Source organism: Deltaproteobacteria bacterium, from assembly GCA_016213065.1.
In the GTDB taxonomy this organism is placed as follows: Bacteria; UBA10199; UBA10199; order SPLOWO2-01-44-7; family SPLOWO2-01-44-7; genus JACRBV01.
In genome coordinates this window covers 1-23,879 of the sequence record JACRBV010000142.1, presented here as the reverse complement: position 1 = coordinate 23,879, position 23,879 = coordinate 1, and the positions used below count along the sequence as shown (strand labels likewise).

Annotated in this window: 22 protein-coding genes; 17 read left to right on the top strand and 5 right to left on the bottom strand. The window is 44.6% G+C overall.

The window, feature by feature from the left end:
- Positions 1–140: 140 nt before the first annotated feature.
- Positions 141–911 (top strand): hypothetical protein, encoded by a 771-nt coding sequence (locus HY877_08380; GenBank protein MBI5300287.1) that lies wholly within the window; start codon positions 141–143, stop codon positions 909–911.
- 19 nt (positions 912–930) lie between these two features.
- On the opposite strand, the gene HY877_08375 is transcribed toward HY877_08380, so the two are convergent.
- Complete coding sequence (locus HY877_08375) at positions 931–2,061, bottom strand: ATP-binding protein (protein MBI5300286.1); 1,131 nt, start codon at positions 2,059–2,061, stop codon at positions 931–933.
- A gap of 189 nt (positions 2,062–2,250) precedes the next feature.
- Positions 2,251–3,963 (bottom strand): hypothetical protein, encoded by a 1,713-nt coding sequence (locus HY877_08370; protein ID MBI5300285.1) that lies wholly within the window; start codon positions 3,961–3,963, stop codon positions 2,251–2,253.
- A gap of 290 nt (positions 3,964–4,253) precedes the next feature.
- Here HY877_08370 and HY877_08365 point away from each other — a divergent pair, with 290 nt between their 5' ends.
- Positions 4,254–5,234: a TIGR01212 family radical SAM protein gene (locus HY877_08365; GenBank protein ID MBI5300284.1), complete on the top strand. Its 981-nt coding sequence runs from the start codon at positions 4,254–4,256 to the stop codon at positions 5,232–5,234.
- Here HY877_08365 and HY877_08360 read toward each other — a convergent pair.
- Positions 5,192–6,079: a CPBP family intramembrane metalloprotease gene (locus tag HY877_08360; protein MBI5300283.1), complete on the bottom strand. Its 888-nt coding sequence runs from the start codon at positions 6,077–6,079 to the stop codon at positions 5,192–5,194. The genes HY877_08365 and HY877_08360 overlap by 43 nt on opposite strands.
- Here HY877_08360 and HY877_08355 point away from each other — a divergent pair.
- Both HY877_08355 and HY877_08350 read left to right on the top strand, forming a co-directional pair.
- A complete protein-coding gene (locus HY877_08355) occupies positions 6,064–7,146 on the top strand; it encodes an NUDIX domain-containing protein (protein ID MBI5300282.1) in 1,083 nt (360 codons plus the stop codon). The two genes, HY877_08360 and HY877_08355, sit on opposite strands and share 16 nt — an antisense overlap.
- Positions 7,128–7,781 (top strand): DedA family protein, encoded by a 654-nt coding sequence (locus HY877_08350; GenBank protein ID MBI5300281.1) that lies wholly within the window; start codon positions 7,128–7,130, stop codon positions 7,779–7,781. The genes HY877_08355 and HY877_08350 overlap by 19 nt, the downstream gene beginning before the upstream one ends.
- Here HY877_08350 and HY877_08345 read toward each other — a convergent pair.
- Positions 7,757–8,599 carry an MBL fold metallo-hydrolase gene (locus tag HY877_08345; GenBank protein ID MBI5300280.1) on the bottom strand — a complete coding sequence of 281 codons (843 nt, stop codon included), beginning with the start codon at positions 8,597–8,599 and terminating at the stop codon, positions 7,757–7,759. The genes HY877_08350 and HY877_08345 overlap by 25 nt on opposite strands.
- Positions 8,596–9,192, bottom strand: coding sequence for a metal-dependent transcriptional regulator (locus HY877_08340; GenBank protein MBI5300279.1), 597 nt, complete (start codon positions 9,190–9,192; stop codon positions 8,596–8,598). The genes HY877_08345 and HY877_08340 overlap by 4 nt, the downstream gene beginning before the upstream one ends.
- Positions 9,193–9,575: 383 nt before the next feature.
- On the opposite strand from HY877_08340, the gene mraZ reads away from it, so the two are divergent.
- From mraZ to HY877_08275, 13 genes are all read left to right on the top strand, one after another.
- Positions 9,576–10,016, top strand: coding sequence for a division/cell wall cluster transcriptional repressor MraZ (gene mraZ / locus HY877_08335; GenBank protein MBI5300278.1), 441 nt, complete (start codon positions 9,576–9,578; stop codon positions 10,014–10,016).
- Positions 10,017–10,027: 11 nt separating this feature from the next.
- Positions 10,028–10,378: an STAS domain-containing protein gene (locus HY877_08330; protein ID MBI5300277.1), complete on the top strand. Its 351-nt coding sequence runs from the start codon at positions 10,028–10,030 to the stop codon at positions 10,376–10,378.
- Entirely contained in the window at positions 10,369–11,364 is a 996-nt protein-coding gene (gene rsmH, locus HY877_08325) for a 16S rRNA (cytosine(1402)-N(4))-methyltransferase RsmH (GenBank protein MBI5300276.1), read from the top strand. Before HY877_08330 ends, rsmH begins: the two co-directional genes overlap by 10 nt.
- A 204-nt stretch (positions 11,365–11,568) precedes the next feature.
- The gene (locus HY877_08320) at positions 11,569–11,805 is read left to right on the top strand and encodes a hypothetical protein (protein ID MBI5300275.1); all 237 of its coding nucleotides are present in this window, start codon (positions 11,569–11,571) and stop codon (positions 11,803–11,805) included.
- A 12-nt stretch (positions 11,806–11,817) separates the two neighbouring features.
- Complete coding sequence (locus HY877_08315) at positions 11,818–13,797, top strand: penicillin-binding protein (GenBank protein ID MBI5300274.1); 1,980 nt, start codon at positions 11,818–11,820, stop codon at positions 13,795–13,797.
- Between the two features lie 57 nt (positions 13,798–13,854).
- Positions 13,855–15,351, top strand: a complete 1,497-nt coding sequence (locus HY877_08310; GenBank protein MBI5300273.1) for a UDP-N-acetylmuramoyl-L-alanyl-D-glutamate--2,6-diaminopimelate ligase — start codon at positions 13,855–13,857, stop codon at positions 15,349–15,351.
- Between the two features lie 102 nt (positions 15,352–15,453).
- Positions 15,454–16,851 carry a UDP-N-acetylmuramoyl-tripeptide--D-alanyl-D-alanine ligase gene (locus HY877_08305; GenBank protein ID MBI5300272.1) on the top strand — a complete coding sequence of 466 codons (1,398 nt, stop codon included), beginning with the start codon at positions 15,454–15,456 and terminating at the stop codon, positions 16,849–16,851.
- Between the two features lie 85 nt (positions 16,852–16,936).
- On the top strand, positions 16,937–18,016 hold the full coding sequence (locus HY877_08300; GenBank protein ID MBI5300271.1) for a phospho-N-acetylmuramoyl-pentapeptide-transferase: 1,080 nt from the start codon (positions 16,937–16,939) through the stop codon (positions 18,014–18,016).
- Between the two features lie 146 nt (positions 18,017–18,162).
- The gene (murD, locus tag HY877_08295; protein ID MBI5300270.1) at positions 18,163–19,536 is read left to right on the top strand and encodes a UDP-N-acetylmuramoyl-L-alanine--D-glutamate ligase; all 1,374 of its coding nucleotides are present in this window, start codon (positions 18,163–18,165) and stop codon (positions 19,534–19,536) included.
- Positions 19,537–19,695: 159 nt separating this feature from the next.
- Positions 19,696–20,850 (top strand): putative lipid II flippase FtsW, encoded by a 1,155-nt coding sequence (gene ftsW / locus HY877_08290; protein ID MBI5300269.1) that lies wholly within the window; start codon positions 19,696–19,698, stop codon positions 20,848–20,850.
- Positions 20,847–21,950, top strand: coding sequence for an undecaprenyldiphospho-muramoylpentapeptide beta-N-acetylglucosaminyltransferase (gene murG, locus HY877_08285; GenBank protein ID MBI5300268.1), 1,104 nt, complete (start codon positions 20,847–20,849; stop codon positions 21,948–21,950). Before ftsW ends, murG begins: the two co-directional genes overlap by 4 nt.
- Before the next feature lie 9 nt (positions 21,951–21,959).
- On the top strand, positions 21,960–23,327 hold the full coding sequence (locus HY877_08280) for a UDP-N-acetylmuramate--L-alanine ligase (protein ID MBI5300267.1): 1,368 nt from the start codon (positions 21,960–21,962) through the stop codon (positions 23,325–23,327).
- Positions 23,328–23,329: 2 nt separating this feature from the next.
- On the top strand, positions 23,330–23,879 hold a 550-nt coding region (locus HY877_08275), incomplete at its 3' end, for a hypothetical protein (GenBank protein ID MBI5300266.1).

Here is a 23,879-nt window from a genome sequence, read left to right as displayed (position 1 = left end):
TTAGGCTTATAGAAGATCCAAGGCGCTTGGGTCGTGTTCCCCTTAAGGACATAGAAGTCGCCCTTGAATCTGCCGAGAATTTTCGATCTATGGTTGGTATCGCAACCAACGTGTTTGGAATTCTTGGGCAGCGAGAAGGAATGAATTACGCAGAATCTGTAAAAACAGATAGCCAATTTCTCACTCAGCAAACTCCTTTGCTTTGGCTTTTTGGATCCAGACTCGATTCGTTCCGCGCGCGCCTTGCCAAAGCCCCCCTTGCCTTTGTCCTTTTTGCGAATCGCCTCGATCATGAAAGGCGAATGATATTTTTGATGATGATCTGGCGGTACGGCTGGAAGGATAGGGATAAGATGAAAAACGAAGCTATGGAGAATTTCAACGCCGCGATAAAAGACAAGCGGCTCATTGGTATTGGCGACCGCACTGGATCTGCGCCGGAATTTATTGAAATCCAGATTGCCGATCATGGCCCCGTGCTCAAAAAACCCGTCGAAATAAAAGAAGCCGAAAACAGAGGTACAAAAGAGAAGACGCCAAAGAAAGGCAAAAAAGTGGAGGCCGATTATTTCGACAACTCGAATGCGCCTTACAGAATTAGCTTCGAGTGTTTTATTGACATAGCCCTTGCACTCCACGTCCAGCGCTGGTCGCCAAAAATTTCTCGCGCGTTTATGGAGATTAACCGTGACGGAAGATACGACGACATGTTTAGCAATGCGTATATATCATTGCAAAACACATATCCGGATAAGTTGAGGACCGTGTGGCATTCGATGTTTGAAGGATCTCCTGACGAAGAAGTAGAGCGACATTTTATAACGAAAGAAAAAAGACTCTCCCCCGACATAGTCAAAATCCTTGACGACATCAACCGCCGCCACCGCCGTAGGCGTTTCGCTAAATTATAAATGGCCACATCTGTTTTTTTTAAACCGTTGAATGCGCACGAATCCAAAGCTTGAAAAGCACATCCTGAATCTCCCAATTGTTGTTTTCTTTGCTTAGAAAATCCTTTTCATAAAGAATCTTCAATGCCTTTTGAAATGCGGACGCCGATGAGAGCCCGAATCTTGAAAGATATTCGGACGAAAAAATTTTATCTTTCTCTTTTTTGTTCGCAATGGCAACGAGCGCCTGTTTCTGTGTTGTGGTAATCATGTCCCACGTGTTTTGAAAGGCGCTCGTTTCTCTCGCAAGGACCGTTTCCATAATATCCCTAAAATGAACGAGCCCTTTTTCATCCACTTTTTCCCAAACTGCATGACTGATCATCTGCGTGTAATAGGGATGGCATTCGCTTGTGCTCAAAATTTTTTCGATAATCCCGTGGTCAATTTTTTTGCCGCTTGATTCAAATCGCTCGCTGATAAATTTCGAAAAATCGGCATGCCCTATTTTCCCCAAGGGAAAATGTTTCGCGCTTCGATAAAATGGCCGGGTTGGATTGGAAAAGATGTCATGAAGAAGGTGTTTTTTGCTTCCCATAAAAATATAACATATGTTTCTGTGCCCCTGTATGATGGTTCTCAATTTCCGTTCCAGTTTGTCCGTCGGAAATTGTCCAATTTGCTGGAATTCGTCGAAGACAATCACGCCTTTTTTCTTTGCCCGGACAAAATACCGATAAACGGCCGTAAGCATGTCTTCAATGTCCGGAATGGCTGTCATGTTATTTTCAACCGCGAATGTGAAACCGGCTGAACCGTCCTCCTCCAGAACAATTTTTGGTCTGAGTTTTAAAAGATTTTCCTTGAACCACGAAAGGATTTTTTCAACAGGACCACGGATGGATTCCGCAACAGCCCGTGCCAACAGCCTTGCAAAATCGGCCTCCGTGAGCGCGGAGAAAAGGTCCGCATAAACACAGACAACCCCCCTTTTTTCTGCAAGGGATAGTATGGTTTGAACGAGAGAGGTTTTTCCATAGCGACGCGGCGAAAATATAATTAAATTTTGTCCGTCTTCAATGTCCCGCAAAAGTTCTTTTATTTCAGCTTTACGATTGCAGAATGTTTTGCCGCCAACCTTTTCTCCGAAAATAAATGGATTATCAAACATGGTTTCAAGGCTACCAAATTATACCAAAAAGCTCAACAAAATTATCTTTTTGGCGTAATATCCATTATCCCAAAAGGGATATCCCTTTTGGTTAAAAAACCGGTGGGATGGACATTCCTTATAAAATAAAACAAGCGCGTACTGGGAGGCTCCTCAGTACGCGCTGTTGGCACTCGTTTTACGCACAAATTATTTTGTGCGTATCAATGCTCCGTATCCATTGCTCCCATTGGCCCCGGAAAAATAAAGTTTGTTTTGTAGTCCGGTGATTTTGTAGAAACGTGCTGAACTCGGCAATGTTGAAGCGCTCAGTGAACCCGAAAAATTAGAAACAGGCACACCGCTTAAAACGGTGCCTCTGTTGTCGTCTGAATTACAACGGAGACAAACGCCACCCCAGTTTCCGGTCACCGAATCCTGAACGCGTGGTTGATAGGTATAACGACGATCTTGAGAAATGCCTCCGTCCGTAATTCCCAGAGCGACACTCCATCTCAGAAAGAATTCCCCGAATTGATCAAAATCGCTGGCGCTTCCGGCAAAAGCGGTTTCGATATTCCGAGTGCCGACCTGTGAAGTCTGAATCATGTTTTTCATGAATTGACCGGCATTGCCACTTTGTTCATAGAGATAACGCATAAAGAGATAGGCGGCTCCTCTGGCGGCAAGGCCCGGAGAGCTTCCGGCAACCAGAGAATAAGAAGAAGGGCTGTTCAAAAAGATGCCATAGCGCGAAGGATTTTCCTGATTTTGTCCCATCAAATCTTCTGCCAAATGAGACATGCCTTCGTTGAGCCATGCCTCTTCGGCAAGTCCTTTGTTGACAAAGACATGTTGGTTGTAACTGATGGCGTGTTGAAGTTCATGGGGAAGCACGGCGAGAATCAAATTGGAGAGAGCAAAAGATTTGGAAACAGGGACTCCATAAATACCGTTTGGATCCGGAACCATGATGTACAGAATTTCCATATTATTGCTGGCTGGGTTGGAGCTGGTTGCGGGATGTAAATCAATCGAATTGAAAAAACCTGTGACAATACCTCCGCCCAAACCACCGAGATGATTGACTTGCGGAGTTAGAAAAACAACTATCTTTCCATCACCATTGACGTCCGAAGCAGAGCCGAACAAAGCCTGTTCTTTTGTAACAGTTTCATCAAATTGGGTGCACAATGCACCTACTTCCTTGGAAGAGAGTATGTCGGTGGTGACGCGATCATCGACATAAAATACGACATTGGAACCAACACATTCTGCAACACCATTGACTGTAACATAACTTGTTGCGGAGCTGAGGCTGGCCAAAACCTTGAAAGACTGAGTGGAACCTTCGGAGATAGAGGGACTTGCGCTTTCCACCGATTTTGAAGCTGAGAAAGAAACCTCTTTTGGCATCTCCAAACCATCTTGCTCTCTTTCGCGCAGACGAAGTACTTCGTGAAATATTTCTGTGACATCGTTGCCCTCTTCAAGAGAATTCGTGGGCTGGCTCACTTCTTTTGACACATCCAATTCCGGTGCCGACAAATCACTGCTCAATTGAACATTGAAACTTTGTTGTGTTGCGGAGGTGTTGGCAATGGACAAAAGAAATTCTGCGTTGGCATTGACGCCGCTGAAATCAACGGAACCTTGCAGAGCATTCAAATCGAGATACATCAAATCACCCACGTTCAGTTCTTTGGGTGAAGAGGAGGTGTTGGTGATGGTTACGCCGCTGGTGTTACCTGAGGAGCCTTTGGTTTCTTGACTGGGTAATCCTGCAAGGGGGGTGACGGCTTCGGAGGTTGAGCTGGAAGCACTACCGCAACTGATTAAAAGGAGAGAAATGAGGAGGAGTGTGGAAACAGCAACAATCTTCTTTATCTTTCTTCTTCTTTGAAACTTTTGATTGGTAACCATTGGATTCCCCTCTCTTTCTTGACTCGAGCCTAAGAAGAGCAATCCACGTGCCAATCAGATCATTTTGGTAAAATTTTTATAAAACTTTTGTATTTCAATGAGATAGGAGTATTAAAAAAAATGAAAAATGGAATTGGATGGGTGAAAAAATACTTCGTTGACAAAAAAATCCTTTCTCAAAAGATGAATGGGATGTTAAGTATCTATATTTATCAAGTAATTAGCCTGTTAATTATAGGTATAGGATGGGGTTAAAATGACCCATCTTTACCATTTCGGCGCTTCCAGATATGAACCGTGGCAAGGTGACAAAGATAAAACGCTATTCCGACCTCTCTTCGTGGCTCAAAAAGCAATTTAACTGTCGTGTTTTTAAGGTCAGTTTGAGTGCTGTTACTACCTGTCCCAATATTGATGGCAGTGTCGCGAGCGGGGGTTGCACTTTTTGCAACGATGTTTCCTATGCCCCCAATTCCACAGGGAGAAGAAGTAAAACGATTCCAGAACAATTACAGGAAGGGATTGAATATATTCAGAAGCGTCATCGCGCAGGCAAATTTATTTCCTACTTTCAAAGTTTCACGAGCACCCATGGTGATCCAAAATCTCTTTTGTCGAAATTCAGAGAAAGTTTGGATCATCCCGATGTGGTCGGTTTTGCCCTTTCCACGAGACCCGACAGCGTTGATGCCGATTGGGCAGTAAAACTTCAGGAATTGTCCGAAGGAAAATTATGTTGGATTGAAATGGGATTACAAACTTCCAATGATGTAACTTTATCCCGCATTAACCGCTGGCACACGCGTTGGCAATTTGGGGAAGCACTGAGAATTTGGAAAAAACATTCTTCCATTCCTGTTTGTGCCCATGTTGTGTTGGGACTTCCCCAAGAAACGAGAGAGGATATTTTGGAAACAGCGCATTATTTGGCAACACAACCAATCGATGGGATTAAAATTCACAATTTACATGTCGTGAAGGGGACCGTTTTGGCGGAGGATTATCAAAAAGGGGTTTATGAACCGCCGACTCTGGAAAAATATGCCGATTGGGTCGTTGATTTCATGGAACACACCCCTCCTCATCTGTTGGTTCATCGCATGAATGCGCATGCGCCGCGCCAATTGACGCTGGCTCCTGAATGGTCCGTCAATAAATTGGGTGTGGTGAATGCCGTGGAAGAAGCGTTGGAACAAAGAAATAGCTGGCAGGGAAAAGCATTAGGTTTTCAATTCGGAGAAGTTGTCATCCCGACGAATGAAGGATTTTGAACTTCCTTGGCAAAACGAGAAGCGGCAATCGCGAAAACCAGAACAGCAATCCCCATGACTAGACTGTCAGTTGGATGCCAGACACCTCCCGCGGGAATTTTTTTGTCGAAGATAAAGGTCAGGAATGTCCAACTGTTATTAATAAGATGAGCAATCATCGAAAACCAGAGATTGCCGCTTACTTTAAAAAGCCAGCTCAAATAAAGTCCCAGCAAAAAATAAAGATGAAGATATTGCGGAACACCGTGGATGAGTGCGAAACTGACCGCGGCGAAAAGCATAGCACCATTGACCTTCCAGCGATGAGCGAGAGTATTCTGCAAAAACCCGCGAAAAAAGAGTTCCTCGCAAAAAGCTGGGGAAAGACAGATCAAAAACCAGCGCCAAAGCCCATCGCCAAAAGAATGGATGCTCATCAGTTGCTCGAGTGCTATTTTAACAGCCGGATCGGGAGGGAGAATTTTTTCGCTCAAAAAAAGAAGATAGTCGACAATCACCACCATGGAAAACGTCATAACGAGCAGAAGAAAAAAATTATTCTTTTTAACGGGTCGAAAAGGAAAGAGTAGAGAAAGTTTGGATTTACTTTTCCATGCAATGAAGAGGGACATGCCCGCAAGAAAGCCCCATTCATTGAGGATCACACCCAAACTCAACGAAATATGGATGATGAGGTAACTGCTGGGCCATTGAAGCAATGCCAACAAAAAATAGCCCGCGAAGGCGACTTTTGCTTTGGGCCAGTTTTCCTGTGTTGACAACATCTTGTTTTCTCCAGCATGAAGCAGAGGTGAAGTCCACTGTAAAACGGGACCATGGACTATGGACCATGGACGATGGACCAAAAATGGGGAGGCTTTTGGCTTGGTATGATGCGAACAAGCGCAATTTGCCATGGCGTGTGAAACCTCCCAATCCTTATCACATATTATTGTCTGAAATCATGTTACAGCAGACGCAAGTTGAAACGATGCTTCCCTTTTATGAGCGGTTTTTGACGCGTTTTCCCACATTGAAATCTTTGGCCAAAGCTTCCATTGAAGAGGTGTTGATGCTTTGGTCGGGACTTGGATATTATTCACGCGCGCGCAATTTACACGCGTCCGCGCAAAAAATTATTTTTGAATTGAATGGAAAATTTCCCGACACGAAGGAATCCTTGTTGGAGTTGCCGGGTGTAGGCGAATACACCGCCTCTGCCGTTGCCAGCATTGCTTTTGAAAAAGCGGTTGGTTTGGTGGATGGAAATGTAATCCGTGTTTTAACGCGTCTTTTTGCGCTGAAAGGAGATCCAAAAGCCAAACTACTCAAAAAAAAATTATGGAAGCTGGCCAACAAACTGGTTATCCAATGGGGAGGAGGTCAAGGTCCGGCTTTGCCGGGCTGCGAAGCAAACTCGAAGAGTTTGCGGAGTAAAAAGAAACCGGGAAATTTTAATCAGTCCATGATGGAATTGGGGGCGACAGTTTGTTTGCCATCAGCTCCCAAGTGTTTGGGTTGTCCTTTGCGAGATGAATGTTTGGCGTTTGAACAAAAAACAATGGAGGATTACCCCACTCCTCAAAAAAAGAAACCGACGCAAAAAATTTCTGTGACAGCGGCGTTGATTCAAAAAAACGGTTTTTATCTGCTTGCAAAAAGAAATGGGAAAAAGCATTTACAGTCGATGTGGGAATTTCCGCGGTTTGATTTGGAAATAGGATTAGGTGTTCAACAACAAAAAGTTTTTCCGATTATTCATCATTCCATCATGAATCAGCGCTTTTATGTGACACCCATTTTGTGTTGTTATCAAAAGGGTGAACCGAAAAAGAATGATATTTATGTCGATTATCAATGGATCAAACCCGGAGAGTTGAAAAATTTTCCAACTTCCTCTTTAAATCATAAAATATGTTCCATCATTTCCTGACAATCTGGTTCGGGTTTTTGCTGAAATGGCATTACATCGGTGTTGTGGTATTGATGGCTATTGAAAGTACGGTTGTTCCCATTCCCAGCGAAATCATCATTCCGCCGGCGGCTTACTGGGCCAGTCAGGGTGAACTCAATTTTTGGGGAGTCATTATTGCCGGAATGATTGGCTCTTATCTTGGTTCAATTCTCTCTTATTTTGTAGCTCAATGGCTTGGACGACCTCTATTATTAAAATACGGGAAATATTTTTTTCTCCCACCGGAGAAATTGGATTTTGCCGAACAATGGGCAAAAGAATATGCGGTCGGTGGTATTTTTCTGGCACGGATGTTGCCGGTCGCAAGGCATCTTGTTTCCATTCCCGCCGGTCTTTTGAAAATGGATTTCAAAAAATTCAGTCTTGCAACGCTTGCGGGTTCCGCTTTTTGGTGTGCCGTGCTGGCTTGGTTTGGAAAAAAGGTGATCGGAGATGAACCAACACTTTTACAAGATCCGGCAGTGATGGCGCATGTCTTAAAAGCAAAACTTATTTATTTTGTCGGAGCTGTTCTTGTCTTCGGCACCCTTTATTTTTTTGTGATGTGGCAAAAAAAACGGATTATTTCTCAGAGAGAAAAAGCGGTTGGTTGATATCCTTTTTCAGTGGCATGGACAGTGGCGGCGGCCATGAGCGGGCAGTGTTCAAAAACAAGAACCCAATTTTCCTGCGCGGCGGCAGACAGAATCTGTTTTTTTTCTTTCATCGTTGTGAGGGGGAAGTTATCATAACCCATCACCCATGGAATTCCAAGATGAGGTGAAGTTGGAATCACATCACCGCAGAAAAAAAGTTTATTTTTTCCGTCATCCAACAGTGGAAGTTGAATTCCTTGTGTGTGTCCAAAAAAACGTTTTACGTGAACGCCCGGAAGAATTTCTTTTTTCCCGTCTACAATTTTTAAAACACCCGCTTTTTGAAGCGGCTCCCAGTTTTCTTTAATATAACTTGCCCTGTCTTTTTCAGTTGGGTTGGAGGCCCACTCAAGATTTTGTTTTTGTGTGTAATAAGTGGCATTGGGAAAAGCCGGAATCAGTTTGCCCGTTGTGTCCTGAAATGTTGACCCTCCGGCATGATCGAAATGAAGATGCGTTAAAATAACGTCAGTGATTTTGGAGGGGGTTAAATGGTGTTCAGCCAAGGCTTTGTCCAATGTGAACTGAGAATAATCGAGACGATAAATTTCACGCATCTTTTCATCCCACTTCGTCCCCATTCCGCAATCAATCAGAATGTTGCGCCCATCTCCTGTTATCAACAAACAGCGCAAGTGCATGCCGATCCGGTTTTTTTCATCCGCCGCGATTTTTTTTCCCCAGAGTGTTTTGGGAACAACGCCAAACATCGCCCCGCCATCTAGTGCGAACGCGCCGGTTTCGAGAATGTGGATTTGATAGGAACCAATTTTCATTTTATGGAATGCAACTTGCTCGGTATTAATTCTTTGAGGGAAGTTGTATCGCAGGCAGTGCGATTTTTCCAAAACATTTCCAAAACTTTTTTTACTTCTGGTTTGTTGGAAGAGATGAATCGAATAAATGCCAGAAGATTGGCTCCAGTTTCAGAACTGACAAGATGTTCAATTTTGCAGGTATCGACTTCGGCCTGATACGGATCCACTTTGAGAATGTTCTGAAAAAAACGTTTCAAAACAATTTTTTTCCCAATGATTTCTTTTGCCAACTTTTGACCCCTCGCCGTGATTTGAAGAAACTTGTTGGCGTCTTCCTTGAGAAATCCTTTTTCAATGAGGGCGTGAAGGCCCATGGAGGCGCTTGACCGCGCAATACCCAATTTTTTCGCGACACCCGAAGATCGGGCATAACCCTGTTCGCCAATCAAATCGTGGACCGCAACGAGATAGTGCGCCGCACTGTGTGTTAATTGATTCGCCTCAAACTCTTTCCAAAGTTCCATAATATCGGGGGGAACGACTCGCCACTTCGTGGCTCCTTCCCCCCGTACCCCTTTCATTCGCACCGGCAAAGCCGGATGCTCATTCACATAGTTGTTAGTCGGTACTTACAAGCAGAAGCTCTGTCAAACAAAAAAACCATTTGATGGATGACGGGTGATCGCCGATGGACTGTCAGCCCGATCTTTCGGGAGGGCGTGCAGTCCAGCGGCGAGCAGGACCCGTCATCCATCAAATTGTTGCTTATTTATTCGGTGTTTATACGCAACTATGATGCTTTACTTATAGAATGCATTTCAATTACTGAATTTAGCGGCTGATTTTTCACTCTATTTTTTGAGGTCAAAAATGGAAAAAATAGCGTTTTTTCAAGCAGTTACATAGGAAATTTCTTGACGGGTGGTGGTGGATAGTTTAACTTTCCCAATAAGTGGGGAAAAGTGGGGAATAATCACAACTGATTGAAAACACTATGTTTAGAGGTACATTTACCTATGGAGTGGATGGAAAAGGGCGGGTCGCCATCCCTTCCAAATTTCGTGAAATTTTAACGACCCAATTTGATGAACGTTTGATCGTTACACATTTCGATCAATGTTTATGGGCTTATCCGGTCCCCGTCTGGCAGGAATTTGAAAAGAAAATAGCAAATCTTCCTCAATTTTTAGAAGAGGTCAAAGCGTTGCAAAGAGTTTTTATCGCGTCTGCCGCGGAATGTCCTTTGGATAAACAGGGGCGCATTCTTCTTCCCTCCGCATTGCGTGATTACTCTGCGATCGGCAAAGAAGCCGTGGTGGTGGGGATGACACAACGAATTGAAATTTGGTCGAAGGAGCGTTGGGAAAAAGTTTTTGAAGCGTCGCAGGAAAAACTTGAATCGATGCAGGAAAAATTAGCGGAACTTGGATTGTAAAGGAGAGAGCCATGTTTGAAATCAAGCACCTCAATGATGTTCTCGTGATGAATGTAACGGGAGATTTGGAACGAAATAATTACCGGCAGTTTGATTCTCTTTTGGATCAGGCGATGCAAAACAAATCAGAAAGAGTTGTTCTTGATCTCTCGGGTCTTGCACACATCGATTATAAATTAGTTCCGCATCTTGTCGAACGAGTTCATCAAATTGAAAAGCAGGGCGGTGAAGTAAAGTGGGCCGGTGGCAATGATTATATTTCCAATATTTTTAAATTCATGGGTTTTGAAGAAGAGGTTTACCCTTCCGTGGAAGATGCTGTGATCAGTTTTGCTCCCATTTCAGAGGATGAATGGCAGTAACGGTTCATACACCGGTTCTATCGACGAAGTCGGTTGGTCTTGCAGACCAAAGGACAGGTGGTGGGGTAACGGTTCACACACCGGTTCTTTTAAAGGAATTACTGGAATGTTTGGCGCCGTCATCTGAGGGAATTTATGTTGATGGAACGTTGGGTGCCGCGGGACACGCTGTTGCTGTGTTGGAAGCCTCGAATCCATCCGGTGTTTTGATTGGTTTGGATCAGGACGAGGAGATTTTAAAGATTGCAAAAGAGAATCTCAAATTTTTTGAAAATCGCGCGCGAATTGTCAAAGCCAATTTTTCAGACATTGCGGGTGTTTTAAAAAAACTGGATTTCGAAAAAGTAGATGGGATCTATCTCGATTTGGGAGTTTCGAGTTTGCAATTGGATCGTCCCGAACGGGGATTCAGTTTTCGGGCGGCAGGTCCCATCGATATGCGAATGGATCCCGCGACGGGAGAATCGGTTCTCGAAAAAATCAGAAAGAGCGACGAGAAAGAACTGACACAAATTTTGAGAGAGTACGGTGAAGAGAGACTGGCACCCAAAATTGCAAGGGCTCTTTTGGAAAAGATAAGGAGGGGAGAATTGCAGACAACACTGGATGTTGCCACGTCTGTTTTTAATATCTACCCCCCAAGACAACGTTACGGAAGAATTCATCCGGCCACCCGCACTTTTCAGGCTTTGCGCATTTGGGTGAATGATGAACTGGGTTCTTTGAAGCGATTCCTTTCGGCCGCTCCTGCTCTTTTAAAAGAAGGCGGGCATTTGTGTGTCATGAGTTACCACTCTCTGGAGGATCGGATTGTGAAACACACTTTTCGCGATCTTTCAAAAAAAGGTTTTAAAATTTTGACAAAAAGACCGGTGATCGCTTCGAAAGAAGAAATTAAAGTAAATCCAAGATCGCGTTCGGCAAAATTGAGAGTTTTATTATTGCCACCCTCCCCCCAGCCCCCCTCCCCTCGAGGGAGGGGGTAAGGGGGAGGGGGAATGTGTGAACCTTTGTAGAATTATATTTTTCTGTCATTCCTGCGAAGGCAGGAATCCAGACGTCGTACCGACGAAAGTCGGGAACCAGTAATAAATAACTGGATCCCCGCTCCCTGCCTACTACCTGCAGGGACAAGCTTCGCGGGGATGACATGTCTGTGGTTTTTCATTGTTATGTCGCGAAAAATTTTCTTGAGCGCAATCGTTTTGTTTTTGGCTCTTTTGTATGCGTGGTCGCGTATCAAGGTGATTGAACTGGGTTACGATGTTTCAAAAACCAAAGGAGAGATTGCCGAAATGACGCGTGACAATGCTTTATTAAAATCAAAAGTGGCTCAGGCCAAGTCGACATCACGGCTGGCCGATTGGGCCAAAAGACTTGGACTTGCTTCTCCGGAAGCCGGCAAAGTTTTGTTTATACAACAATGAAAAAGGAAAACGATGAAAGTTCGTTTTACGAACCCGGCGCTGACAAAAGAGGATAAATCGAAGAAACGTCTGAAGTTTTTTTACCTGGCACTGTGTTTTGGATTTTTGATGATCATCGGGAGGGCGGTTGATTTGATGCTACAAGACAACGAAAAATTGGAAGAGATTGCTTTGCGACAATACCGGGCCGCTATCCAGCAGGCGAGTGACAGAAGCCGCATTCTGGATAGAAAGGGTCAGGAGTTGGCGATCAGTGTGCCCACTTGGTCTCTTTATGTAGATCCAAAACATTTGAAAAATGGCGCGCAAATGGCTCAGTCTCTTGCGCCTGTTTTGGGTGTGTCGAAAGAATCATTGCTTGAAAAATTTAAGGAAAAGAAAAGATTTGTCTGGATCAAAAGACGCGTCACTGCGGCAACAATGGAGAAAGTAAGACAACTCAACTTGGAACAACTTCATAATATCAAAGAAAATATGCGTTTTTATCCTCATGGTGCGTTGGCCGCTTCCATTTTGGGAGCGGTGGGCGTTGATGCGCAGGCACTCGCGGGCATTGAAATGGCCTATGATTCCTATTTGATGATTCAACCAACCTCCGGTGTTTATCTTAGGGATGCCAGAGGCCAATTGTATCGCACGCCTTCTCCCAATGAGGGACCGTTGAATAAGGGAGATGTCTATTTGACTCTCGATAAAAATCTCCAGTTTTTTGCGGAGAAAGTTGTGACGGAAGCGGTGCAAAAATCGAATGCAAAGGCGGGGCTTGCCATGCTGTTAAACCCCAAAACAGGAGCAATTTTGGGCATGGCCAACTACCCCTCCTATAATCCGAATCGTTTTGATCAGGTTGATTTTGAGGCATGGCGTAACCGTGCAGTGACGGATGTTTATGAACCGGGTTCCACTTTCAAAGTTATTACGGCGGCCGCGGCCATTGAAAGCGGTGTTGCTTCTCCGCAGGACAAGTTTTTTTGTGAGAACGGATTTTTACAATTTGAAGACGGGCGCGTGGTGCACGATCACGAACCTTATGGTTGGCTCACCTTGGCGGACGTTATCAAAGTTTCCAGCAACATCGGCATTTATAAAGTCAGCCAAAAACTGGGACGGGAAAAATTTTATGAAGTAATAACGGGTTTTGGTTTCGGACACAAAACAGGAATCGATTTTCCCGGAGAGGTGGGAGGCATTTTGCGTCATTACAAAAAATGGCGTCCCATCGAACAAGCAAACATTTCTTTTGGACAGGGAATTGGCATCACTCCTCTCCAAATTCTTTCCGCTTTCGGAACAATTGCGAATGGTGGCACGCGCATGAAACCCTATCTGGTTGAAAAAATTATCGGAAAAAATGGAGAAATTCTTTTTGAAGAACAACCGCAAAGTGTTGCCCAACCGATTTCTTCACGGACCGCTTCCATGCTGACGGAAATGTTGAAACGTGTGGTTGAAAAAGGGGGAACGGCACCGCTGGCGGCCATTGAAGAATATCCGGTGGCGGGAAAAACCGGCACGGCACAAAAAGTTGAAGGGCATGGAGGTTACTCGAAAGGAAAATACGTGGCCTCCTTTATTGGTTTTGCTCCGTCAAATGATCCCCAATTGGTGGGACTTGTTTTGTTGGATGAACCACAAAGCTCTTATTATGGCGGTGTCGTAGCAGGACCCGCCTTCAAGGAATTAATGTTGCATGCCCTTCCTTATTTAGGGGTGCCGCCTCAGGATGAAAAAGGAGTTTGGATTGCAAAGAAAGAAACTCTGCCGGAGCCCGCTAAAATGGTGGCGGATACCGCCATGACTCAGGAGGGAAATCTCTTCAAGGTTCCTGATTTTCATGGGTCTTCTTTGCGGCACGTTTTGAAATCGGCGGGTGCTTTTCCGATAGAAGTGGAATTCAAAGGACGGGGAAAGGCCATCACACAAAGGCCGGAGGCGGGTGCGCTCGTGTCGGCAGGATCAAAAATTTTTGTTGAATTTGAACCGATGTATTAGGAAGAGAGGGCTCTGGCAATGGATTGGTTGCAAATTGCAACGAAGGTTCGCTCAAATATGAAACTGGGACAACTTTTACAAGGTTTGAAGAGACTCCAATTTTCCGGAGATGAGAGTCTTAACATTACGGACTTGGCTTATCACACCTCTCAGGTGAAACCCGGGAGTTGTTTTGTGGCGATTCGCGGTTTGCAGACCGACGGGCATCAGTGGATCGGGGAAGCCATTGCCAAAGGGGCTACCGCGGTGATGGTAGAGAGAGATGTTTCGGTTCCGTCACGCGTTTCCAAAATTATTGTCGAAGATACCAGAGATTGTCTGGCCAGACTTTCTTCCATTCTTTTCGGAGAGCCGACAAAACATTTAAGGTTGGTTGGAATCACAGGCACCAACGGAAAAACCACAACGGCTTTTATTTTGGAATCAATTTTGCGAGCGGCCCATCTGAAATCAGGTCTCTTGAGTACGGTGACTTATCGTTACGCAGGAAAAGAATTTGAGGCAACAAGAACCACGCCTGAATCTTACGACCTCCAAAAAATATTCAAGCAAATGGTTGCGAAAGGCGTGACCGATTGCGTGATGGAGGTGACTTCCCACGCTGTCGATTTAAAACGGATTGTTGGTTGTCATTTTGACGGGGGAATTTTCACGAATCTTTCTCAAGATCATCTCGATTACCATCAGACGATGGAAAAATATTTTGCCGCAAAGGCGAAATTTTTTCGGGAACGTCTGGTGGTCAGTGAAAAGCGTTCTCTCTGGGCGGTGCTTAATTGGGATGATGCTTATGGAAGAACTTTGGCTGGCGGCTTGCCGGCAAAAATATGGCGTTACAGCGTCAAAGACAAAACCGACGTTTATCTGAAATCTCTGAGAACAAGCTGGCAGGGGTTGAGACTTGAAGTCGTTTCTCCACAGGGAAATTTTACTCTTTCCTCTCCGTTGATCGGTTTATTTAATGCTTCCAATATCTTGGCGGCAGTTTCTGCCGCTCTTGCGATGGAAATTCCCATTGATCAAATCAGTCTGGGAGTTGCCTCTTTCAGCGCCGTCCCCGGACGTCTGCAAAAAATTCCAAATCAAAAAGGTTTTGAAGTTTTTGTGGACTTTGCCCATACACCGGCCGCTCTGGAAAATGTTTTGCAGACACTCCGTCAGTTGAATCCCAAACGGCTTATCACCGTTTTTGGTTGCGGCGGAAATCGGGACAGAACCAAACGCCCCTTGATGGCGTCTGCTGTCGAACGGTTCAGTGATGTGACGATTGTGACTTCTGACAACCCCCGCAACGAAAAACCCGAAGAAATTATTGACGAAGTAGTTAGGGGGTTTAAACACCCTGAAAATATTTTCAAAATTGTTGACCGGAAAGAGGCCATTGCAAAAGTTTTTGAAATGGCAAAACCGGGAGACTGTATTTTGATCGCCGGAAAAGGACACGAAAATTATCAGGAGATTCAGGGAGTCAAAAAACCGTTTGATGATGTGAGTATCGCTAGGGCATATCTCATAAATGGGTGTCATCCTGAGCGAAGCGAAGGATCTACTTGATAAACAATTGGATTCTTCGCTTCGCTCAGAATGACAAAGTGAAGGACTCAGAATGACAACTTTCATAAACGATTTATGAGATACGCTCTAGGGAGATTTTAAATGGAGTTTAATGTGAAGGAATTTTTAAAAGCAACGGGAGCAAAAGTAATTCGCGAGGGGGCAGAGGCCTCCTGTGCGGGCATTGCAACGGACACCCGCACGATCAAACCCGGAGAACTTTTTTTCGCTTTGAAGGGTCCCCACTTCGACGGTCAAAAATTTTGCGAAACAGCAATAAAAAATGGTGCTTGGGGCGTGGTTGTATCTGTGGTCCATAGTCCATGGTCCATGGTCCACAGTCCTGCGTGGATTTTTCAAGTTCCAGACACGCTCAAAGCGCTTGGAGATATCGCGCAATGGTGGAGACAGCGGTTTGATATTCCGTGTGTTGCCATAACCGGAAGCAACGGAAAAACGACGACAAAAGAAATGACCGCCTCGATTTTTTCGACAAAATGGAACACTCTCAAAACGGAGGGGAATTTTAATAATCTCATCGGTCTTCCTCTTATGCTGAATCAACTTAATAAAAATCATCAGGCGGCTGTTTTTGAAATCGGGATGAATGCCTTTGGCGAGATACAACGTTTAACGGAAATTGCCGATCCCACCGTAGGCGCCGTTACCAATGCTTCTGCCGCCCATCTGGAAAAACTCCAGACAGTGGAATCGGTGGCGAGTGCCAAAGCGGAGCTCTACAAAACAATGAGTCCAAAAGGTATCGCTGTTTATAACGCGGAAGATCCTTTTCTTTCCAAACAGGTTCAGTCTTTCAAAGGTAAGAAGATTTCTTTTGGGATGGGCTCCAAATGCGATGTTCGTTTTGAACATATGGAGAGTGTTGGTTTTGATTCGATGGAATTGAAAATTTCGGTTCAGGGAAAATTATTGGAAGCCAAATTGAAAACAACCGGAACACATAATGTGATGAATGTTATGACCGCGTGCGCTATTGCGATGGGGCTTGATCTTCCCGTTGAAGCGATGAAAAAAGGTTTGGAAAATTTCAAACCACTCAAAATGCGCTTCGAACAAATACAATTAACAAATGGTGTGCGGCTTGTGAACGATGCCTACAATGCCAACCCGCCGTCGATGGAAGCGGCCTTTCGCACGGTGGGGAGCGCCAAAAGAGGCGGACGTTTTATTGCGGTTTTGGGTGACATGAAAGAATTGGGCGACGCTTCTGAAGAATTACATAAAGAAGTCGGGAAAAAAGCGGTGGAACAGGGTGTTTCGAAATTATTTGTTATTGGAGAATTCGCAAAACATTTTGCCGAGGGGGCACTGCAAGCGGGTCTTCCTCAGGAATCCATCACCATTGCAGAAAATGAAACGGCCCTTGCACAAAAAATTATGCCGGATCTTAAGGCCGGAGACGTTGTTTTGGTAAAAGGTTCACGGGCGATGCATCTCGAAACAATTGTAGATGCTCTAAAAGAGCGATTTGGAATGTAAATAGTTGTGTTCATGTGTTCATGTGCCCATGTATTGATGCTGACATGAGCACATCAATACATAAACACATGAGTACATAAAAAATATGTTTTATCACTGGCTCTATCCATTGCATGATCAAATAGCGGCCCTCAATGTGGTCCGTTACATCACGTTCCGCACTTTCATGGCGTTGTTTACCGCCATGATCATCACTTTTGCTTTTGGCAAAACATGGATTGCTTTTATTCAGAAGAAACAATTTTTGCAAACCCTGTGGGAATACGTTCCCAAAACACATCATGAAACAAAAGGTAAAACGCCCACGATGGGTGGGGTTTTAATTTTAATTGCGATTTTAGTTTCCTCTCTTCTTTGGGCGAAACTCGATGACAGTTTTGTCTGGCTTATTCTTGGAATAGGAGTGGCTTTGGGGGCCATTGGTTTTCTCGATGATTATCTCAAAGTGGTTTTGAAAGATGCGCACGGTATTCGCGCCCGTTACAAATTTCCGATACAACTTGTGGTCTGCGGTTTGGTTGCCCTTATTTTGTATGACGGGTTTGGTTTTGATACTCATCTTTCAGTTCCCTTTATGAAACAGGTGTTGATCAATCTGGGGTGGTTTTACATTCCGTTTGGAATTTTTGTGTTGGTGGGGACAAGTAACGCAGTTAATTTGACCGATGGTTTGGATGGTTTGGTCACGGGACCCGCCATTATTTCTTTTCTCGCTTACGGTATTTTTGCCTATATTTCCGGTCACATCAAAATTGCCGCCTATTTGCAGATTCCCTACATTCCCAACTGCGCCGAAGTTTCGGTGGTATGCGGCGCCATTGCCGGCGCTCTCATCGGGTTTTTATGGTTTAACTCCCACCCCGCGCAAATTTTTATGGGAGATGTTGGCTCTTTAAGTTTGGGGGGGATGTTGGGATTGGTGGCGTTGTTGACGAAAAACGAATTGTTGCTTGTGGTCATCGGTGGAGTTTTTGTTTTGGAAACTTTATCGGTGATTTGTCAGGTGACTTCTTTCAAGATGACAGGAAAAAGAATTTTTCGGATGGCACCGTTGCATCATCATTTTGAATTGAAAGGTTGGCCTGAATCAAAAGTGATTGTGAGATTTTGGATCATCTCGCTAATTTTGGCTTTAGCAAGTTTGAGTACGTTGAAGTTACGGTAAGCGAGAATGTCATCCCCGCGAAGCTTGTCCCTGCAGGGAGTAGGCAGGGAGCGGGGATCCAGAATTTGTTGAAAGCTCGCGATATGAGAACTGGATTCCCGCCTTCGCGGGAATGACAAATCAGGGAAAGGTATTTTAAGAATATTATGGATCTGTTAAACAAAAAAGTTTTGATTGTGGGTTTTGGAAAGTCGGGGCAGGCCGCTTTGCGCTATTGTTTGTTGAAGGGTGCGAGACCGGCCGTTGCGGATTTGCGCGATAAAACCCAGCTTGAAAAAAGCATCGAACCTTTTAAGGGGTCACCCGTTGATTGGTATCTGGGGTTGCACGATGAAAATGTTTTCACCGCGGCCGATTTAATTGTGGTGAGTCCGGGTATTCCGTGGAGAGACAAAGCCTTGGAAGCGGCGCGAAAAAAAGGAATTCCGGTTTTGGGAGAGATGGAGTTGGCCTTGCAGGACCATGGACTATGGACCATGGACTATGGACCCAAAACCATTGCGGTTACGGGGACCAATGGAAAAACGACGACTGTTAGTCTCATCCACCACTTGTTAACAACCGCGGGCAGGAAGTCACTCCTCGCCGGAAATGTGGGCAAGCCTTTGCTTGATTGTCTGGAAGAAGCGAAGCAATCTGAATTTTTGGTTTTGGAAATTTCGAGTTACCAGATGGAAGCCATTCCCTCTCTGAAACCCGATGTCGCGGTCTGGCTCAACATCACAGAAGACCACCTCGATTGGCACACTGATTTTAATGATTATGTGATGGCAAAATCAAAACTGATTCAGCAAACCGCTCCGAACGGACTCGTTATTTATAATGGAGAGGATGATGTTGTATCGCAGTCCGTTGAGCAAATTCCTTCTTCTCGATTGATGTTCAGTACGAAGCGACAATTAAAATTGGGTGGTTGGATGGAAGAAGGCGGATTAAATTTAAAAACAAAGTTTAGCGGTGACATTTTCCGTTTCGCATTGGACAAAGTTTCTCTCAAAGGAATTCATAATTGGGAAAACATGCTGGCCACCCTTCTGTCCCTCTCGCCTTACGTTAATGATAATAAGCTTCTTCAAAAAGGATTGGAAAGTTTCACTCCTCTCCCTCACCGCATGCAACTTGTGCGCGAATTCAAAGGCGTCACTTATATTAATGACTCCAAGGGAACTAATGTCGGGGCGGCCCTCAAGGCGATAGCTTCCACCAAACCCCCCATTGTGTGGATCGCCGGAGGAAAAGACAAAGGGGGCAGTTACGCACCGTTGCGTGATTTATTGGAAAAGAAATCAAAGAAAAACTTTTTATTTGGAGAGGCCAAGCAAAAAATGGCCAAGGAGTTGAAAGGGTGTGGAGAGATTGTGATTGTAAATGATTTGAAAGAGGCGGTTGGAGAAGCGGCGAAGATTGCGATCTCTGGAGATACGGTTTTGTTTTCGCCCGCCTGTTCCAGTTTCGACATGTTTAAGGATTATGCCGATCGGGGAAATAAATTTGCGGAGTTGGTAGCATCGTTGCAATGACTCTCAAAATGTCATCCCCGCGAAGGCGGGGATCCAGTCACTATTAAAACTGGCTGGATTCCGGCTCCCTGCTTACTGCCTGCAGGGACAAGCTTCGCAGGAATGACAAATGATAAAGATGTCAAATGACAAATGATGGAGCTGTCAAAGGGAAATATTATGTGGGATGAAAATACAGTCAGGCGTCAGCATTTTGATTATCCCTTGTTGCTAACGGTCCTTTTGTTGACAGGGCTTGGGCTAACAATGGTTTTCAGCGCCTCTGCGGTTTTTTCACAGGAGAAATATGGGGATGGACTTTTCTTTTTGAAAAAGACCGCTTTCTCTGCGGCCATTGGGTTCGCAATGATGGGAATTGCCATTCGCATTCCCTATTTTTATTTGAAAAAAGTTGTCTATCCTCTTTTGATGATCAGTTTGTGTTTTAGCATGTTGATTCTTTTTTCCAGTTTGGGCGTCAGCATGGGGGGAGCCAAGCGCTGGTTGCATTTGGGGCCTCTCACGTTTCAGCCTTCGGAACTTGGAAAAATTGCGATCGTTATTTTTATGGCCTACTCTCTTGAGAAAAAAACAGAGAAGATGGAAAAATTTTCGGTTGGTATTGCTCCGAACATTATTATTCCGGGCCTCATTACCGTTTTTGTTCTGCTCGGAAAAGATTTGGGTTCTGCCTGTGTCATGATGAGTGCCATTCTTTGCATGCTCTATCTGGGTGGGGCCCAGTGGAAACATTTGGCGTGGCTTTCTTTGGCGGGAGTTCCTCTTCTCTATAAATTAATTGCGGGAGAAGGGTACCGGATGAAACGGATACTCGCTTTTTTAAATCCGTGGGGAGACCGCTACGGCGCCGGTTTTCAGGTGATTCAATCTCTGCTGGCTTTCAATGAGGGTGGGTTTTCGGGAAAAGGTTTGGGTGCCGGACAACAAAAACTTTTTTATCTTCCCGAAGCGCACACAGATTTTATTTTTTCCGTTTTGGGAGAAGAGCTGGGACTCTTGGGTGTTTTATTTACCATCGGTCTTTTTCTCTTTTTTTGTTACCGTGGTTTGAAAATTGCGAATGAAGCGCCTGATCTTTTCGGTCGCTATCTGGTTTACGGTGTTGTGATTCTGATTGGAGTGCAGAGTCTCCTGAACATGGGAGTGGTGATGGGTCTTTTGCCCACAAAGGGTTTAGTTTTGCCCTTCATCGGTTACGGTGGTTCCGCGTTGGTAACAACATTATTGGCGGTGGGAATTTTGCTCAATGTTTCAACGTATCAGAAGGCGGATACCCCACCAATGTATACAGTGGGGGGGAGACATAAAACGTGAAAGTCCTGCTGGCATGTGGAGGAACCGGAGGGCATTTGTTTCCGGGTATGGCTTTGGCAGAAGCGTTTGAAGAAAAAGTGCCCGGTATTGAAATTGTTTTTGTGGGAACACCAAGAGGTTTGGAAAAAGAGGTGATTCCCAAAACGAAGTGGAGACTGGAAATGATTGAATCGTCATCGCTTGCAGACAAAAAAGGATTAGGAAAAATAACGGCGGGCATTGGTTTGCTGAAAGCATTGGGCCAATCACGCCGTTTGATCCGAAAAGAATATCCCGATCTTGTTGTGGGTGTCGGCGGCTATGCCGCGGGTCCTGTTTTAATGATGGCTTCTCTCATGCACAAACCCACATTGACCATAGAGCCTAACGCCGTTGCGGGCATGTCAAACCGTCTTCTCAAGCCGTTTGTGGACAGGGTGGTTGTTGCCTACCCAAAATTGGCAAAAACTTTTGGTGATAAAAAAACGCGCGTTCTGGGTGTTCCGGTGAGAAAAAGTATTTTGAAAGAGGCGGCGAAAATTGCACCAGAACCAAATAAAAAAACAATTTTTATTTTTGGTGGGTCTCAAGGGGCCAAAACAATCAATGAGGAAATTCTCAATGCGCTCCCCTTGCTAAAAAATATGAAAGAACAAATTCATTTTATCCATCAGATTGGCAAAAAAACTTCTGTTGAGGTTGTGGAAAAAGCCTATCGTGAATTTGGTTTTTCAGCTGAGGTTTATCCCTTTATTGACAAGATGGGCCCTTTCTACGGGAGAGCCGATCTTGTCATTTCAAGGGCTGGTGCCAATGCGTTGGCGGAAATTGTGGCGCTTGCAAAACCGTCTCTCTTAATTCCGTATCCCTTTTCGGCCGCGGGCCATCAGGAAAAAAATGCTTCCTATCTGGACAAAATGAGGGGAGCCAAAATGCTTTTGGACAAAGATGTGACTGGAAAAACAATGGCAGAGTTGATTCGCGCCTTTGTTTCAATACCTGATGTGTTGGAAGAAATGAAAAAGAAATTACAAAAGCTCAAAGGAAATGAAGCGGCAGAAAAAATTGTGGAAGAGTGTTTGGAACTGGTACGATGGTACGATGGTACGATGGTACGATAGTACGAATAAATGTTTAAAAAATTTCGGCATATTCATTTTGTGGGGATCGGGGGAATCGGCATGAGTGGTATCGCAGAGGTTTTACTCAACTTGGGTTATCAGGTGAGCGGGTCTGACCTGAAAAAGACGCAGATGACCAACCGTTTGAAAAAACGGGGGGCCAAAATCTTTTTGGGACACAACCGCGATCACATTGGCAACTCACAAGTGGTGGTGACATCTTCTGCGGTACAAACCGATAATCCGGAAGTCAAAGAGGCGCGTAGGCTTAATATCCCGATTGTTCCCAGAGCCGAAATGCTCGCTGAGCTGATGCGGATGAAACAGGGTATCGCGATTGCGGGCACCCACGGCAAAACAACTACGACCTCGATGATCGCCACCATTTTGCAGGAGGCAGGGCTGGATCCCACCATGATTATCGGCGGCAAACTCAACAGTTTGCGAAGTAATGCACGCCTTGGGAAAGGTGAATTGCTGGTGGCGGAGGCCGATGAATCAGATCAATCCTTTTTAAAATTAAATCCCGTGATGGCGGTGATTACGAATATCGATCCGGAACACATGGAAAATTATTCCAGTTTTGCTCAGGTAAAAAACTGTTTCACCAATTTTGCGAACAAAGTTCCCTTTTACGGTTGTGTGGTTGCCTGCGCCGATCATCCGCAGGTTAGAAATATTTTTCCGGACCTGACACGCCGGTTGATTACTTATGGAATCAAAATGGAAGCCGACTACACCGCAAAAAATATCTCCCAAGACAAAGGTCTTATGACTTTCGATGTGTTTTATCAGGGAGAGTTGCTGGGAAAAGCAAAATTGGAACAACCGGGCGTTCACCACGTTGGCAATGCCCTTGCCGCAATCGCAATTGCTAGAGAACTTGATGTTCCTTTTTCAAAAATTGTCCAAGGTTTGAAAAAATTCAAGGGGATTGGCAGACGTTTTGAAATTTTGAAAAAAGAAAATCCCATGGTGGTGGATGATTACGCGCATCACGCGGTGGAAATTGATGCCACCATCGCCGCCGCCAAAAAGGGGTGGCCCGATTATAAAATCGCGGTTGTTTTTCAGCCCCACCGTTACAGTCGTCTCAAACTTTTGTGGGATGATTTTATCAAGGTGTTGTCGAAAGCCGATCTCGGCGTGGTTTTGCCGGTTTATGCCGCCGGAGAAAAACCCATTGCGGGAATAACCGGTCAGAATTTTTTTATGGAACTGCAAAAGAAGCACCCCAAATTTCCGGTAACTTATGCCGAATCGCTCGCAGAAGTTTCAGCGGCGCTAAAACCGTGGGTGAGTGAAAAAACAATGATTTTATTTTTGGGCGCGGGAGATATTACAAAGATGGGGAGGGATTTTGTTAAAAGAGATTAAAAATGAAAAACCAAAAATCAAAAACACATATTAAAAATAAAAAATTTTTCACGATGTTCTCGATGATAATTTTGTTTTCTCTAAAGACCATGGGAGCCATGGGGGCAAGTCTTGAAGAAAATACGGAAGGGTTTGTCAATGTACCCAATGACGAAATTACACTAATCTGGGAACATAGTTGCATCAAACATCTTCAAAAGGGCGAATTACGGAGAGCAAGAGAAGTAAAAGGGGTCATTGATTGGCAGAGAGCTGAAAAAAAATACGTTACCGTTGGACGAGAGGATATGCTCGACATTAAAAAACATTTAGAAGAGGCCAAGCTTGCCAAAGCAAAGATGGGTGATGATTGGAAATGCAATCCAGCCCCTGAAAAGTTGCGTATTGTCAAACTCAAAGTTGGCATGGATAACAATGATTCAATGCCCCCGGAAACTTTTGTTTCAAATAACGCAAAAAATATTGCCATTGAAGGTAAAGTCGAAGTTTTAGAAAACTGCAAAGAATGCCGCGTTGAATGGAAATCTTCTTTTCCGAAGAATGAAATAAATA

What these genes read in the sequence shown, in the direction of transcription:
- HY877_08375 (MBI5300286.1), bottom strand. Translation starts at nt 2,061, where the DNA reads ATGTTTGATAATCCATTTATTTTCGGAGAAAAGGTTGGCGGCAAAACA.
- HY877_08305 (MBI5300272.1), top strand. Translation starts at nt 15,454, where the DNA reads ATGGAGTTTAATGTGAAGGAATTTTTAAAAGCAACGGGAGCAAAAGTA.
- rsmH (MBI5300276.1), top strand. Translation starts at nt 10,369, where the DNA reads ATGGCAGTAACGGTTCATACACCGGTTCTATCGACGAAGTCGGTTGGT.
- HY877_08330 (MBI5300277.1), top strand. Translation starts at nt 10,028, where the DNA reads ATGTTTGAAATCAAGCACCTCAATGATGTTCTCGTGATGAATGTAACG.
- HY877_08345 (MBI5300280.1), bottom strand. Translation starts at nt 8,599, where the DNA reads ATGAAAATTGGTTCCTATCAAATCCACATTCTCGAAACCGGCGCGTTC.
- mraZ (MBI5300278.1), top strand. Translation starts at nt 9,576, where the DNA reads ATGTTTAGAGGTACATTTACCTATGGAGTGGATGGAAAAGGGCGGGTC.
- murD (MBI5300270.1), top strand. Translation starts at nt 18,163, where the DNA reads ATGGATCTGTTAAACAAAAAAGTTTTGATTGTGGGTTTTGGAAAGTCG.
- HY877_08300 (MBI5300271.1), top strand. Translation starts at nt 16,937, where the DNA reads ATGTTTTATCACTGGCTCTATCCATTGCATGATCAAATAGCGGCCCTC.
- HY877_08350 (MBI5300281.1), top strand. Translation starts at nt 7,128, where the DNA reads ATGTTCCATCATTTCCTGACAATCTGGTTCGGGTTTTTGCTGAAATGG.
- ftsW (MBI5300269.1), top strand. Translation starts at nt 19,696, where the DNA reads ATGTGGGATGAAAATACAGTCAGGCGTCAGCATTTTGATTATCCCTTG.
- HY877_08280 (MBI5300267.1), top strand. Translation starts at nt 21,960, where the DNA reads ATGTTTAAAAAATTTCGGCATATTCATTTTGTGGGGATCGGGGGAATC.
- HY877_08370 (MBI5300285.1), bottom strand. Translation starts at nt 3,963, where the DNA reads ATGGTTACCAATCAAAAGTTTCAAAGAAGAAGAAAGATAAAGAAGATT.
- HY877_08310 (MBI5300273.1), top strand. Translation starts at nt 13,855, where the DNA reads ATGAAACTGGGACAACTTTTACAAGGTTTGAAGAGACTCCAATTTTCC.
- HY877_08315 (MBI5300274.1), top strand. Translation starts at nt 11,818, where the DNA reads ATGAAAGTTCGTTTTACGAACCCGGCGCTGACAAAAGAGGATAAATCG.
- HY877_08380 (MBI5300287.1), top strand. Translation starts at nt 141, where the DNA reads ATGAATTACGCAGAATCTGTAAAAACAGATAGCCAATTTCTCACTCAG.
- HY877_08365 (MBI5300284.1), top strand. Translation starts at nt 4,254, where the DNA reads ATGAACCGTGGCAAGGTGACAAAGATAAAACGCTATTCCGACCTCTCT.
- HY877_08355 (MBI5300282.1), top strand. Translation starts at nt 6,064, where the DNA reads ATGGACGATGGACCAAAAATGGGGAGGCTTTTGGCTTGGTATGATGCG.